Origin of the sequence: Zhengella mangrovi (genome assembly GCF_002727065.1) — a bacterium.
Classification (GTDB): Bacteria; Pseudomonadota; Alphaproteobacteria; order Rhizobiales; family Rhizobiaceae; genus Zhengella; species Zhengella mangrovi.
In genome coordinates this window covers 67,590-80,070 of the sequence record NZ_PDVP01000015.1, presented here as the reverse complement: position 1 = coordinate 80,070, position 12,481 = coordinate 67,590, and the positions used below count along the sequence as shown (strand labels likewise).

The 12,481-nt window shown below is 67.5% G+C and carries 14 protein-coding genes and 1 tRNA gene; 7 read left to right on the top strand and 8 right to left on the bottom strand.

Translation table 11 applies throughout. The features are described from left to right. The first annotated feature begins 18 nt into the window (after positions 1-18). Together CSC94_RS19175 and CSC94_RS19170 are read left to right on the top strand one after the other, a co-directional pair. Positions 19-609 (top strand): hypothetical protein, encoded by a 591-nt coding sequence (locus CSC94_RS19175; protein WP_205853362.1) that lies wholly within the window; start codon positions 19-21, stop codon positions 607-609. 290 nt (positions 610-899) lie between these two features. Beyond that, a complete protein-coding gene (locus CSC94_RS19170) occupies positions 900-1,793 on the top strand; it encodes an FkbM family methyltransferase (protein WP_099307985.1) in 894 nt (297 codons plus the stop codon). A gap of 50 nt (positions 1,794-1,843) precedes the next feature. Here CSC94_RS19170 and CSC94_RS19165 read toward each other — a convergent pair whose 3' ends face one another. Then, positions 1,844-2,431, bottom strand: coding sequence for a YdeI/OmpD-associated family protein (locus tag CSC94_RS19165; RefSeq protein ID WP_099307984.1), 588 nt, complete (start codon positions 2,429-2,431; stop codon positions 1,844-1,846). A 157-nt stretch (positions 2,432-2,588) separates the two neighbouring features. Here CSC94_RS19165 and CSC94_RS19160 point away from each other — a divergent pair. Further along, positions 2,589-2,663, top strand: a tRNA-Gly gene (locus CSC94_RS19160). A 10-nt stretch (positions 2,664-2,673) separates the two neighbouring features. Here the strand turns inward: CSC94_RS19160 and CSC94_RS19155 are convergent. Beyond that, a complete protein-coding gene (locus CSC94_RS19155; RefSeq protein ID WP_099307983.1) occupies positions 2,674-3,183 on the bottom strand; it encodes a hypothetical protein in 510 nt (169 codons plus the stop codon). A 73-nt stretch (positions 3,184-3,256) separates the two neighbouring features. Here CSC94_RS19155 and CSC94_RS19150 point away from each other — a divergent pair, with 73 nt between their 5' ends. After that, positions 3,257-3,526 (top strand): DUF6460 domain-containing protein, encoded by a 270-nt coding sequence (locus CSC94_RS19150; protein WP_099307982.1) that lies wholly within the window; start codon positions 3,257-3,259, stop codon positions 3,524-3,526. Here CSC94_RS19150 and CSC94_RS19145 read toward each other — a convergent pair. Next, positions 3,511-4,437: a histone deacetylase family protein gene (locus CSC94_RS19145; RefSeq protein WP_099307981.1), complete on the bottom strand. Its 927-nt coding sequence runs from the start codon at positions 4,435-4,437 to the stop codon at positions 3,511-3,513. The genes CSC94_RS19150 and CSC94_RS19145 overlap by 16 nt on opposite strands. A gap of 191 nt (positions 4,438-4,628) precedes the next feature. Here CSC94_RS19145 and CSC94_RS19140 point away from each other — a divergent pair, with 191 nt between their 5' ends. Beyond that, positions 4,629-5,966 (top strand): MATE family efflux transporter, encoded by a 1,338-nt coding sequence (locus CSC94_RS19140; RefSeq protein ID WP_425356536.1) that lies wholly within the window; start codon positions 4,629-4,631, stop codon positions 5,964-5,966. A gap of 4 nt (positions 5,967-5,970) precedes the next feature. On the opposite strand, the gene CSC94_RS19135 is transcribed toward CSC94_RS19140, so the two are convergent. Together CSC94_RS19135 and CSC94_RS19130 are read right to left on the bottom strand one after the other, a co-directional pair. Next, on the bottom strand, positions 5,971-7,056 hold the full coding sequence (locus CSC94_RS19135; RefSeq protein ID WP_099307980.1) for a quinone-dependent dihydroorotate dehydrogenase: 1,086 nt from the start codon (positions 7,054-7,056) through the stop codon (positions 5,971-5,973). Between the two features lie 3 nt (positions 7,057-7,059). After that, the gene (locus CSC94_RS19130; protein WP_099307979.1) at positions 7,060-7,410 is read right to left on the bottom strand and encodes a DUF952 domain-containing protein; all 351 of its coding nucleotides are present in this window, start codon (positions 7,408-7,410) and stop codon (positions 7,060-7,062) included. A 143-nt stretch (positions 7,411-7,553) separates the two neighbouring features. On the opposite strand from CSC94_RS19130, the gene CSC94_RS19125 reads away from it, so the two are divergent. After that, the gene (locus CSC94_RS19125) at positions 7,554-7,979 is read left to right on the top strand and encodes a hypothetical protein (protein WP_245408412.1); all 426 of its coding nucleotides are present in this window, start codon (positions 7,554-7,556) and stop codon (positions 7,977-7,979) included. 20 nt (positions 7,980-7,999) lie between these two features. Here the strand turns inward: CSC94_RS19125 and CSC94_RS19120 are convergent, their stop codons facing one another. Genes CSC94_RS19120 through CSC94_RS19110 form a run of 3 tightly spaced genes read right to left on the bottom strand, consistent with a single transcriptional unit; the run spans position 8,000 to position 11,608 of the window. After that, positions 8,000-8,818 carry a thioesterase family protein gene (locus CSC94_RS19120; protein ID WP_099307978.1) on the bottom strand — a complete coding sequence of 273 codons (819 nt, stop codon included), beginning with the start codon at positions 8,816-8,818 and terminating at the stop codon, positions 8,000-8,002. Beyond that, positions 8,815-9,801, bottom strand: coding sequence for an alpha/beta hydrolase (locus tag CSC94_RS19115; RefSeq protein ID WP_099307977.1), 987 nt, complete (start codon positions 9,799-9,801; stop codon positions 8,815-8,817). The genes CSC94_RS19120 and CSC94_RS19115 overlap by 4 nt, the downstream gene beginning before the upstream one ends. Continuing rightward, the gene (locus tag CSC94_RS19110) at positions 9,767-11,608 is read right to left on the bottom strand and encodes a hypothetical protein (protein WP_099307976.1); all 1,842 of its coding nucleotides are present in this window, start codon (positions 11,606-11,608) and stop codon (positions 9,767-9,769) included. Before CSC94_RS19110 ends, CSC94_RS19115 begins: the two co-directional genes overlap by 35 nt. Before the next feature lie 197 nt (positions 11,609-11,805). On the opposite strand from CSC94_RS19110, the gene CSC94_RS19105 reads away from it, so the two are divergent. Continuing rightward, entirely contained in the window at positions 11,806-12,465 is a 660-nt protein-coding gene (locus tag CSC94_RS19105; protein WP_425356535.1) for a response regulator, read from the top strand. Positions 12,466-12,481: the final 16 nt, after the last annotated feature.

Sequence of the window (12,481 nt, the reverse complement as noted above, 5' to 3'; positions counted from 1 at the left end):
CATGCGCGGAGGAAGGCCATGTCGATCGACCGGGAACTGGCGGACAGGTTCGAAAAGCTGCAGGACGACCTGGAAAAGGCGATCGCCGAGCGCCGCGAGAAACTGAATTACCGCATGGAGCGCGGCAGGGCTGTCTTCGAGGCCGAGGCGGTGCGTCTCCACCGCGAGATGCGGACGCATCTGCTCAGGTATATCGCGGGCGGGCGGCTGTCCGTGGCGCTGACGGCGCCCTTCATCTACGCGGTGATCATTCCGCTGGTGCTGCTCGATCTCTTCGTCTCGCTCTACCAGGCGGTCTGTTTCCCCGCCTACGGCCTGCAGAAGGTCAGGCGCGCCGACTACATCGTCTTCGACCGCTACAAGCTGGCCTACCTGAACGGGCTGGAGAAACTCAACTGCTGGTACTGTTCCTATGCCAACGGCCTGCTTGCCTATGTCCGCGAGATCGCCGCGCGCACGGAAACCCGCTGGTGCCCGATCAAGCACGCACGGACGGCCAGGGGAACCCATCCGGTCCACGCCGGCTTTGCCGATTTCGGCGATGCCAGTGCCTATCAGGCCCGCAAGGGCAAGGTTGCAGCTGGGCAGGCAAAAGGCGACCCGACGTGATCCCGCGATGTGCCGGGATGGAGGTAAGGTCATACAAAATACAAATATAATATGATAATATATAAAACATAGTTTCAAGAAACGAATATTAACCACGGAAATAGCGATTCACCAAAGTATTGGCGTTCGATTCGTCCTCTGGTAACGGCTCGTATGGAAAACATGCTGTAGCGAAACGCCGGCCGGACGTGTGCCCGGAGGAAGGCGCGGTTCATGGCGGTGGTCCCGGGCCCGCCCCGGCATGGCGGAACCGGAACGTCAATGCATTTCAGACCAGCAGGGTGGAACCGATGAGAATTGTCTGGCCGGGGGACGAAACAGGCACTGTCGTCGCCAGCGAAAGAAGCCTGTCACGCCTTGTCGTGGATGAGCTCCTCTCCCGGGCACTGGACCGCATGGCAAAGCGCGCGACGCGGCGCACGGGGCGCATTCCATCCGTTTGCGTGTCTTCGAACGACCTGATCGCCCGAAGGATCATCTCGACCGGCATTTTCGAGAGTTCGCAACTGGAGACACTGGACCACCTGGTCCGCAACCGGTTCGCCGATCTTGGCCGCGACCTGGACCGGATGGACCTGTTCGTCGATGTCGGCGCGAACATCGGCATTTACGCGACCCGCTATTCGGACTTCTTCGAGGAGACGATCGCGGTCGAGGCGAACCCCGTCACCTTCAAGCTGCTGGAAGCCAACCTCATGCTGCAGGACACGTCCAGGGTGACGCCGGTCTGCATCGGGGCGTCGGACACGAGTGGCGAAGGCGTGATCACCATCCGCGAGGAAGGCAATCTCGGCGGCGCATCGATTGCGCGGCCCTGCGCGCGGGCGGCAGATGGCGTGCTCAATGTTCCGGTCCGGCTGGAACCGCTCGACAGCCTCGTCGAAGCCCGGGCGCCGGGCCGCCGCGTGGATCTGATCAAGGTGGACGTGGAAGGATATGAGGCCCATGTTCTGCGCGGCGCCAGGAAAACCATCCGGCGCGATCGCCCTGTCATCCTGTACGAACGCACCGGCGCATCGGACGGCCAGGAGGTCGATGCCATCCTGAAGGAATGCGGCTACGAGGATTTCTGCCTGTTCGAGCGGGTTCTCGGGCTGGACAGGCTGCCGCCGAGAACGGCGCTGCAACTGCGCAAGCTGTCGCCCGACAGCATCGTCAATTCGGCGCTGGTCTGCGCTTACTGAGACGCCCTCCGCGGATCCGGCGGCTGCGAACGCGCCCGGGCGCTTCCGGCTCAGCGGTCGTTGAACCCCTTGCCCTCCAGGATGGCCGGCCGGCAGGCCTCGACGCGCCGCCGCCGGGTCTCGGCCTGCCGGGCGCCGGTGAAATGGATGAGATAGCCCCGTTGCCGCCCGGGCGTGAGCGCATGGAACGCGCTTGCGAAAGCCGGGTCGCGTTCGAACGCCTCTTTCAGGGCCTCGGGATAGGCGGGCGCCGACGATGCCTTGAAATCGATCTGCCGCCCCTCCTGCTCCAGCGTGATCGCTTCCGCCAGAAAGGCTGAAAGCGCCGGCGCGCGCGCCAGGATGTCGTCGACGCTGTTGAACCGCATCTGCCGCATGGCCTGCGAGTGCGGCCCCGGGGCGACAAGCAGCCGGTCCGGATCCGCGAGCAGCGCACCCTTGAGGAAGCCGACGGCGCAACAGGCCTTCATGCCGTAGATGATGGCCACGTTCCGGCCGTCGAACCGGTAGCAGAGCTTGCCCCACTTGATGTCCTCCAGCAGCCCGCTCTCAAGGATGATCCGGCGCAGTTCCAGGCGTTCCGGCTTCCACTGCTCCCGTTCCAGCAGGGCTTCGATGGCCTTGGTCGGTCCGTTCATGGCGATCGTGCTTCCGTTTTTCGGTTGGACGCGGGATGGTGGCCGGCAACCCGTCCCGTCAGCGACAGGCCGCCACCGTGCCACTGGCAACAGCCCGCGTCGCGGTGTCTATCCGCTTGACATCTCGCTTGCCACGGTCAATCTAGGCCTCCGCTGCGCGGGTGTAGTTCAGTGGTAGAACGCAAGCTTCCCAAGCTTGATGTCGTGGGTTCGATCCCCATCGCCCGCTCCAGCCGTCCCTCTCATGGTTGCTTCAGCTCCGGGTTCGGCATGTAGCCCGGGCCGACGGTCAGCGGCTTGTCGGCGATCATGTCCGAGCCGACCTGGCTGCGAAAGGTCATGGACGTGTGCCAGAATTCCTCCGAACGGTCATAGGAGAGCAGCCGCACGTCGACGGCATAGGGCCTGTCCCTGACCACGTCATGCAGCGCCGGCGTCCGCAGAACGATGCGCGGCGATTTCACCCGGAAGCGCTCGCTGACCGTGATCGGCGGTCCGCCGGCCGGGTCCTCGAACGTGGCTTCCAGGATGGAGCCGGAGGCCACCGGCTTGACGACGAAAGCGGTAAAACCGGCGAAAATCTCCGAAACGCGGTAGTTGGCCACGAACCCGCCGCCGGCGATGGTCACCGGGTCGGCGCTGTGCGGCGTATCGTCCACCAGCCGCGCCAGGCCGAACAGAAGGGCACACCCGGCCAGCGCCGCGAGCCCGGCGGCCTGAAGGGAAATCTCGTGTCGAACCGAAGCTGCCATGGCGCACCGTCCCTTGAAGTCGACATGATGAGACCGTATCTGACCATCGTCAACTGCGTGCGAGGACAACAGCATGAGCAATGGACTGGTCAGGTTTCTGGGCGATTCGCCGGTGCGCGTCGTCTTCAAGCTCATCGTCGTGTCCTTCTTGGTCGGCCTTGTCTTGGCCGGGCTGGACTGGACGCCCTGGGACGTGATCTTCGCCGCACGCGACTTTTTCCACGCGATCTGGGAGATGGGTTTCCAGGCGATCGACCGCTTCTTCGGCTATTTCCTGCTCGGCGCCGTCATCGTGGTTCCTGCCTTCTTCGTCCTGCGCCTGCTCAACTACCGCAGGGGCTGAACCAAGGGGCCGGCGAACTGAGCGGCCACGTCGAACAGGATGGCGTGGCGCTCGCCGAGACCTGTCATCTCGCGCGCATAGCCGCCCCCGATGACGCCGCAGACCGGGATGCCCCGTTCCCGGAAATGGTAGAAGACCATCCGGTCGCGCGCCCTGAGCCCGTCGTCGCTCAGCGCAAGCCGTCCGAGCCGGTCCGCCCGGTGCGGATCGACGCCGGCATTGTAGAAGACGAGGTCGGGCAGGAACCGCGTCTCGATCCGGCCAAGCGCCTCCGAAAGTGCCGACAGGTAAGCGTCGTCCCCGGTCCCGTCCGGCAGTTCCATGTCCAGGTCGCCTGGTATCTTGCGCGCCGGGTAGTTCCGCGCGCCGTGCAGCGAGAAGGTGAAGACGCGCGCCTGGTCGCGAAAGACATCCGCCGTGCCGTCGCCCTGGTGCACGTCGCAATCGACCACGAGGATCCGTTCCGCCTCTCCCGTGGCCAGCAGCACGCTGGCCGCCACCCCGACATCGTTGAAGGTGCAGAAGCCGGCCCCCTGGGCGCGCCTGGCATGGTGGCTGCCGCCGGCCGTGTTGCAGGCCACGCCGTGCTCCAGCGCCAGCCGTGCCGCCATCACCGTGCCCGCCGAGGCCAGCCGCGCACGCCGCGAGACGGCCGCATCCACCGGAAAGCCGATCTCTTTCTCGATGCGCTCCGGTACCGCCAGGCCGATCACCTGGTCCACGTAAACCGCGTCGTGGGCCATCATCAGCCAGCTGCGCGGCGCTTCCCCGGGAACGTGCAGGGTCTCCGGGCGGATCAGTCCGCGCTGCCGCAGCGCTGTCATGAGCAGCGTGTACTTGCTCATCGGAAAGCGATGGACAGGCGAGAACCTTGCGTCGTAATCGGGGTGGTGAACGATATGCAGCGCCATGAATCGTGTTGTAGGGCAATTCCAGCAAAAGTGGACACCGGTGTTGCGTCCGCAATTGCGCAACTCCGGAACGGCCCGGGATTGTGGCGCATTGATGAATCGCAGCAATCCCGGACAGCCTGTCCGGTGGCGCCGGAAGGCCTGGACGGGCTGAAGCGCGCGAATTGACAGGAGTGGCCGCCTTGGCCGTTGTGAACGCAGACCCTGCCGGCGGCCGGCCTTTCGAGGTCAACAACCGCCTCGTGCTCGCCATCGCGGTGCCGATGACGCTGGCCTACCTGTCGACGCCGCTGCTCGGCCTGACCGACACGGCCGTTGTCGGGCGTTTCGGCGATCCCGCGCTGCAGGGCGGGCTGGCGGCCGGTGCCATCGTCTTCGATGTCGTCTTCACCACCTTCAATTTCCTGCGCGCCGCCACCACCGGTCTCGTCGCCCAGGCGACCGGGAGAGGCGACGCGGCCGGCGAACGTCTCGTCCTCTACCGGGCCCTGTTCGTCGCGCTCGTCTCCGGCCTGCTCGTGCTCCTGGCCGGCCCGCTGATCGCCGCCGCCGGGAAGGCCTTTGTCGATCCGGGCCCCCGAGCAGCCGAGGCCATGGTGGTCTACATCCTCATCCGCGTCCTCTCGACGCCGGCCGCGCTCGGCAACTACGTCATCCTCGGCTATGTGCTGGGCCGTGGCGAGGGGCGCACGGGCCTTGCCCTGCAGATCCTGCTCAACGGCACCAATATCGCCCTTTCGATCGCGCTCGGCCTCTGGCTCGGCTGGGGCCTGGAAGGCGTGGCCTGGGGAACCGTGTTCGGTGAGACGCTGACCCTGGCCGTCGGCCTTGCCCTGCTGGCCCGCCGGTTCCGCCACACCTGGCGGGTGCCCTGGCGCTCGGTCATCGACCCGGTCGCGCTGAGGCGCCTGTTCGGCCTGAGCGGCGACATCATGATCCGCTCCTTCGCGCTGCTCATGGCCTTTGCCTGGCTGACGCGCGTCGGCGCCCAGCTTGGAACGGTCACGCTGGCCGCCAATGCCATCCTGCTCAACTTCTTCATGCTGGCCGGCTATTTCCTCGACGGGTTCGCAACCGCCGCCGAACAGCTCGTCGGCCGCGCCATCGGCGCCCGCTTCCGCCCCGCCTTCGACCGGGCGGTGACGCTGACGCTCTGGTGGGGTCTCGGCCTGGCGGCGGCGCTGCTGGCGATCTTCCTGGTGACCGGCGACTGGCTCATCGACGCCATGACCACGGCTCCGGCCGTGCGGGCGGAAGCGGCCGATCACCTGGCGCTCGCGGCGCTCTGCACGCTGACGGGAGTGCTGGCCTTCCAGATGGACGGCATCTTCATCGGCGCCACCTGGTCGCGCGACATGCGCAACATGATGCTGGTGTCGCTTGCGCTCTATTTTGCCGCGGTCTGGGGTCTGGTGCCGCTCTATGGCAATGCCGGCCTGTGGGCGGCGCTGCACGTCTTCCTCGTCGCCCGGGGTGTCAGCCTTGGCGCCATTCTCCTCACCCGGCGCCGCCAGGTCTTCGCCGCCTGACGGGTCAGAGCCGGGTCGCGGCCCATCGCTCCAGGCTGGCGGAGCGGATGTCGCCGAGGCCGGTGAGCCCCTCCCGGTCCATGAAGGCGGCAAGGCCCTTGAGGATCGTCGCCGGCAGACCCGGCCCGGCGTAGATCATGCAGGAATAGAGCTGCACGAGGTCGGCGCCCGCCCGGATCTTCTCCAGCGCGGTTTCGGCGTCTTCCACGCCGCCGACGCCGATGATCGGCAGGTCCGGACCGACGCGCTTGCGCAGTTTCGCCAGCACCGCCGTCGAGCGCTGGAACACCGGCCGTCCGGAAAGCCCGCCCGCTTCCTGTCCCGTCGCCGTATCGGTCAGGCCGGCGCGCGAAAGCGTGGTGTTGGAGACGATCAGCCCGTCGGTGCCCTTGTCGAGCACCTCTTCGGCGATGTCGTCCATCTCCTCCTCCGAGAGGTCCGGCGCAACCTTGAGAAAGACCGGGGGCCTCTTGCCGGTGTCGCGGGCACAGGCATCGCGCGCCGCCATCACCTGCGTCAGCAGTTCCGCCAGGCTTTCCCGGCTCTGCAGGTTGCGCAGGCCCGGCGTGTTCGGCGACGACACGTTGACCGTCAGGTAGGAGGCGTGCGCGGCAAAGGTCTTCACGCCCGCCACGTAATCGGCCACGCGGTCGCTGCTGTCCTTGTTGGCGCCGATGTTGACGCCGACGATGCCGGCCCGGGCAGCCCGCGCCCTGATCCGCGCCAGCGCCGCCGCGTGGCCCTCGTTGTTGAAGCCAAGCCGGTTGATCACGCCCCGGTCCTCGGGAAGCCGGAAGATGCGCGGCTTGGGATTGCCCGGCTGCGGCCGCGGCGTCACGGTCCCCACCTCCGCGAACCCGAAGCCGAGCCGGAGCAGCGCATCGGGAACTTCCGCGTTCTTGTCATAGCCAGCGGCCATGCCCAGCGGATTGGGAAAGGCGAGGCCCGCCACCGTGGTTGCCAACCGCGGGTCGAAGCCGGCATCGAACCGGCCGCCCAGCCCCGCTTTCAGCGCCGCGATGGAAAGCCCGTGCGCCGTTTCCGGCTGGAAGCGGAACAACAGGGCGAGGCCAAGCGTGTCGCCAATCATGGCTCAGTCCGCCTCCAGGTCCGGGAACACGTGCTGCCCGTCCGGCCCGAGCGGAAGCGGCGCGACCGAGCGCACGGCCGAAAGGTCGAGCAGGGCATAGAGGTGCGGGAACAGCGCGCCGCCGCGCGAAACCTCGTATCGCAGTGCGTCGCCCAGCGCGCCGGCATCGACGGAAACCAGCAGCAGGTCGTGCTGCCCGGCAAAATGCTTTGCCGCCGTTTCCCTCACCTGTTGCGCTGTGGAAAAATGGATGAAGCCGTCGGCGAGATCGACGGGGGCGCCGTCGAACCGGCCCTTGGCTTCGGCCTCGGCCCATTGGGCGCGCGTCGCAATCTTGTAAATGATCCGGTCCATGGTTTGGCCTATAGTCTCTTCTGTCGCAAAGCGAAAGAAGGAGCGGTGCCAATCCGGGACCTGTCCCCATTTCCGGCCATTTCCGCCGCTATCATCGCTTGTGAAAGAGACGATCGATGACAACCAGCCAGAGGACGAACGCCATGATGAACCCCAGGATTGCCGCGGCAGGCCTTGCCCTTGCCATCGGGGCGGCCGCTCCCGCGAGCGCCCAGGAAATGCGCTTCGACCTTCAACGGGACGGCGACCGCTATGTCCGTCTCGACCGCCAGACTGGCGCGATCTCGGTATGCCGGGACGAGGAAGGCGGCCTCGTCTGCCGCATGAGCGCCGACGAGCGCCAGGCCTGGGACACGGAGGTCGCGGACCTGCGCACCCGGGTCGAGGCGCTGGAAAAGCGCCTCGCCGACCTGGAGGGCCGCCCGGCGGCTACGGGCAACGATGGCCTGCCCAGCGACGAGGAGTTCGAGAAGACCCTCGGCTTCATGGAAAAGTTCATGCGCCGTTTCATGGGCATCGCGAAGGACCTCGAGAAGGAGAACGGCCGGACGCCGCCCGACCGCACCTGAACGCCAGGCCTGACTGGGCCCTAGCCGAAGGCTTCGAGGTCCAGCCGGACCGACTTGCGCGTCGTCAGGTCCATGACCAGCCCGATCACTTCGCCGCTGGCAATGGGCAGGCCGTCGGTCGCTCGGATCAGTTCGTGGTGCAGCCGGATCGTTTTTCCGCCGCCGGTTTCCGCCCGCGAAACCAGCTTCAGCGCATCGCCGGCCATGGCCGGGTTGTGATGGCGGATCTGCATTTCGACGGCCACGCGGCCAAGCCCGTTGTCGATGAGCCAGCGCGTGCTGATGCCCGCGTGATCCCAGAGGTGGGGCGCGCCGTCGGTGAACCGCGCGATGTGGAACTGCTGCATCAGCCGGCCTTTCGCGTCGCATTCCGATGGCGCGACGATGCAGCGGTGTACGACGAGGCCACCGCCGTCGAGCATGTCCGCCTCACTTCTGCCCGGCCGCGGGGTCGGATCGACGCTGCGCGGCAGGGCCGGCGCTGCTTCGTCCTCGCTGGCAAGCGCTGCGCTCCCGAAGCCGGCCGGCGCGTCCACGGCCGTGGCGCACAGGCGCCCGGTGCTGTTCTCCTCCATCCGGTGGACGGTCCAGCCGACAAGTGGCCCGTCGCCTACGACGCCGGAACGGATGACCGCGGATTGCGCGCCGGCCAGTTCGGAATGGTAGCGCACGTGCCGCACGGCGGGCAGCGGCCCCGCATGGTCCCGGCCGTGCGCAAGCGCAAAGAACCGCGCCGCCTCGTCGAACCGCTTGAGGTAGAACTGGACGTTCAGGTGAACGTTCTCGTCGCATTCCCACGTGTTGACGAAGGAGCGATGCGTCTCGATCAGAAGGCTCACGCGCGGTCCTCCGGCACACCGCCGGCGAAGGCCTCGATCTCGGCAAGGCTGCGGTCGGCCTGGTCCGTCGCGAAGGCCTGGAACACGTGGCAGCCGCCGGGCCAGATCGAGACCTGCGCCGTGTTGCCGGCCGCGCGCCAGCGGGCCGCCATGAGCAGCGTGTCATCGAGCAGCAGGTCGCGTGTACCGCAGGTGAAAAGCGCCGGTGGCAGGCCGGCAAGGTCGGCATGCAGGGGAGAAACGTCCGGTGACGCGGTCTCGCCGCCTGCCGACAGGAAATGCGCGACGAACCTGTCCATGTCGCGGGTGTTGAGAATGAGCTTCTCGTCGCCCCAGCGTCGCACGCTCGGCGTGCCGGCGAGATCGTAGCATCCCGCGTTGAGGTTGGCCGCCTGGAACGGGCGCAGGCCGTGCCGGTCGCGCAGACGCAGCAGCGTCATGACCGAAAGATGCGCACCGGCGGATTCGCCGCCGATCACCAGCCGCCCCGTCTCGAAGCCGTGGTCGCCCGTCGCCAGCCACAGCGCCGCCGCCTCGCAATCGTCCGGACCGGCGGGATACGGATGCTCCGGCGCCAGCCGGTAGTCGAGCGAGATCACCGTCAGCCCGGAGGCATCGGCGAGCCGCCGGTTGCGCGAATCGTTCTCGCGCGCGCTGCCAAGCACCCATCCGCCGCCATGAATGTGCAGGTAGACGCCACGGGATCCGCCGCCGGCCGGGCGGTAGACACGCGCCGGGATATCCCCGGCGGGTCCGGGAACGGCAAGGGCCTCGGCGGCCTCGTCCTCCGGGCAGAGCGGAAACGGGCCGCGCCCGTCGAGCCGGAATTCGCGCAGCAGCGACGGCGGAAACAGCCACATGTCGGGTGTGTCGCCGAGCCGTTTCAGGATGTCGGCGTTCAGGTCCTTGACCTCGCCGGGAATCCGGGTCTCGTCGAGAAGCGTCGGGTCAAGCCCCAATGCCGCCAGGTTGTCCGCGCTCATGGTCTTGGATCCTCCGCGTCCTGTTCTTGTCTTCTTTCCACACCATGCCCGCAAGGGCCATCGCCAAAAGGTTGGCCGCAACGCCCGCCAGGGTCGCCAGTGGCACCGGGATGGCAGCGAGAAGGTGAATGAGGTCTTCGCCCGGATCGCCGGCGCGAATGACGAATTCCGCGCCCTGGCAGGCCATCACTGCGGCCGGGGCCAGCGCGCCGGTCAGCATGCCGGCGATCACGGGGCCGCGCCGCGCGGCGGTCTTCCACCCGGGCAGGGCAAGGGGGACGGCCAGTGCCGCCACGGCCAGCGCGCCGGGCCAGATCAGCAGGCCCAGCGGCGCGATGCCGCCGTGAGCGGCGATCCAGGGGGCCCCGAAGGCAGCGGCCAGCATGGCTGCGCGGGCCGTGGCGAGCCGGCCCGAAACCGGCCGTCCCTTCTGCCCTGCGAACTGCGCTGCCGGTCCTTCCGCGAACAGGTTGCCGAGGGCTGCGAGCATGGCAGCCGCCGTTCCGGCGGCAGCCAGCGCAACACCGGCGATCATTGCCGGCCAGACTGCCACCGGCATGCCGTAGGCAGCGGCGGGAATGAGGAAGGCCGTCGCCGGGTTCACGCGGATGTCGGCCAGGTCGATGCTGTGCGCGGCAGACCCGCAAGCCGCCTGCACGACGAACGGCGTGTCCGCCGGCATGCCGCAGATGTCCACCAGGCCGGACAGGAGCCCGGTTCCCGGCTTGAACAGCCAGGCCGCATCGGTGCCGATCTGGCCGGCGGCCAGGTCCGGCAGGGAACCCGCGATTACGATCCCGGACAGGCGGGCGTTCAGGGCTGCGGCCAGCGCGGCGACCAGGAACAGCAGCGCGGCGATCAGGGAGCCGCGGCGCGACGTGACCCGGCCACGGACCACCGCCAGGGATGGGTAGAGGCTGGCGAACACGAATCCGGCAAGCATCATGCTGGCAAACAGGGTGCCGAGGCCGGCCCAGTCCCCGGGAAGGGAGAGGGGCCATTCCAGCGTAGCAAGCGCCAGGGGCAGTTGCGCCGGGTCGGGAGCGGCGCTGGCAATGTCGACGGGCCCGGCCAGCAGGTCCGTCCAGGTCAGGTCGCTGGTCCGGTAAAACAGGATGAAGAGCGGAGTGATGACGCCGAGCATGGTCACCACCAGGGAGAAGGCGAGGCTGCGTCCGGCGCTGTTGAACCCGCCGGTCCAGGCGCCGGCCAGGATGATCACGCTGGTCAGCAGCCAGGGAAGGGGCATCAGGCCCGGCGCCAGCGTATCGAGCAGCAGGTGGAGCGCGCTGCTCTGGGCGACGAGCACCCCCAGGGCGAGAAGGCCGAGGAACAGCCCGGCGATCCGCCGGACCGTCTGGCTTCCGGTCTGTTGGTACAGGCGGGCTGATCCCGTTGCGGGCTGAGCCGTGCGCTCGCCCGGGCGCGGCACCGCGAGACCGGACAGCAGCAGACCGGCCGCCAGTCCGGCCACGGCCGCAAACATTGCGCCCGTGTACCGGATGGTCAGCACCGAGACGAAGAAGAACAGGCCGCCCGTCACGGCCGCCGCGCTGAGACCGCCGGCCATGAACAGGCTTCCGCCCTGGCCGTCCGCGCCCGTGAAGACGCGCTGGCGCATCGAACCCGAAAAGACCCCGAGGGCCACGAACGGTGTGAATGCCGCGATGACGACGATCCAGTGAATGACGCCGGCGGGAACGCCCAGCCGCTCCAGGAGAGCCCCGCCAAGCAGAACCGCTGCGTATCCCGTGCCCAGCGTGCCTATCAGAACCGGCGCCGGAATGTCGCTTTCTTGTCTGTGCAACGTCGTCTGTCCTGCGGTCCCGTGTGCCGGCGCTGCCGCTTCCGGCCCCGCCGCGTCTGTCCGATCGGCATGCGCCCCTTGCCCCCTGGTGTGCGTGCCGAAAACTTCAACTTGAAAACAACTGGTAACATCGGATAATCCAAACGCAAGCATGGAGCATGCATCCGGAGCGTGCCCGTTGCGAAGGGGAGGGTGATTTGACGGCTGGAACGAAAGTCCTCGTGGCGGATGATCACCCCTTGTTTCGCGGCGCCCTCAAGCAGGCCATCATGGGTGCCATCGCGGATATCGAGATCGTCGAAGCGGGCGATTTCGACATGGCCAAGACCCTCGCGGGAAGCCACGACGATCTCGATCTCATCCTTCTCGACCTGTCGATGCCCGGCGCCAGCGGCCTGTCCGCCCTCGTTGGCATGCGCGGGCTCCAGGCCGCCGTGCCGGTGATCGTCGTTTCGGCCACCGACGATCCGGAAACCATCCGCCGTTCGCTCGAGCTGGGCGCGTCGGGCTTCATTTCCAAGTCCGCCAGCATGGACGAGATCCGCGGCGCGGTCGAAGCGGTCCTCGAAGGCGAGATCGTCACGCCGGCCAATATCGATCTTGGCGAGGAGCACGATCCGGAGATCTCCGACCTGATCGCGCGCATCCAGACGCTGACCCCGCAGCAGACCCGGGTGCTGTCCATGCTCGCCGAAGGCCTGCTCAACAAGCAGATCGCCTACGAGCTCAACGTCTCGGAAGCCACGATCAAGGCCCATGTCTCGGCCGTGCTGCAGAAGCTCGGCGTCGATAGCCGGACGCAGGCGGTCATCCGGCTGTCCCGGATCGGCACCGAACCCCTGTCCATGGGCAACTGATCGTTCCGCGAGCCAA

Bases quoted from the DNA above. Each gene is read 5' to 3' on its own strand.
- CSC94_RS19145 (WP_099307981.1), bottom strand. From the start codon at position 4,437: ATGGCGCTGCATATCGTTCACCACCCCGATTACGACGCAAGGTTCTCG.
- CSC94_RS19150 (WP_099307982.1), top strand. From the start codon at position 3,257: ATGAGCAATGGACTGGTCAGGTTTCTGGGCGATTCGCCGGTGCGCGTC.
- CSC94_RS19135 (WP_099307980.1), bottom strand. From the start codon at position 7,056: ATGATTGGCGACACGCTTGGCCTCGCCCTGTTGTTCCGCTTCCAGCCG.
- CSC94_RS19165 (WP_099307984.1), bottom strand. From the start codon at position 2,431: ATGAACGGACCGACCAAGGCCATCGAAGCCCTGCTGGAACGGGAGCAG.
- CSC94_RS19125 (WP_245408412.1), top strand. From the start codon at position 7,554: ATGATGAACCCCAGGATTGCCGCGGCAGGCCTTGCCCTTGCCATCGGG.
- CSC94_RS19115 (WP_099307977.1), bottom strand. From the start codon at position 9,801: ATGAGCGCGGACAACCTGGCGGCATTGGGGCTTGACCCGACGCTTCTC.
- CSC94_RS19170 (WP_099307985.1), top strand. From the start codon at position 900: ATGAGAATTGTCTGGCCGGGGGACGAAACAGGCACTGTCGTCGCCAGC.
- CSC94_RS19155 (WP_099307983.1), bottom strand. From the start codon at position 3,183: ATGGCAGCTTCGGTTCGACACGAGATTTCCCTTCAGGCCGCCGGGCTC.
- CSC94_RS19175 (WP_205853362.1), top strand. From the start codon at position 19: ATGTCGATCGACCGGGAACTGGCGGACAGGTTCGAAAAGCTGCAGGAC.
- CSC94_RS19130 (WP_099307979.1), bottom strand. From the start codon at position 7,410: ATGGACCGGATCATTTACAAGATTGCGACGCGCGCCCAATGGGCCGAG.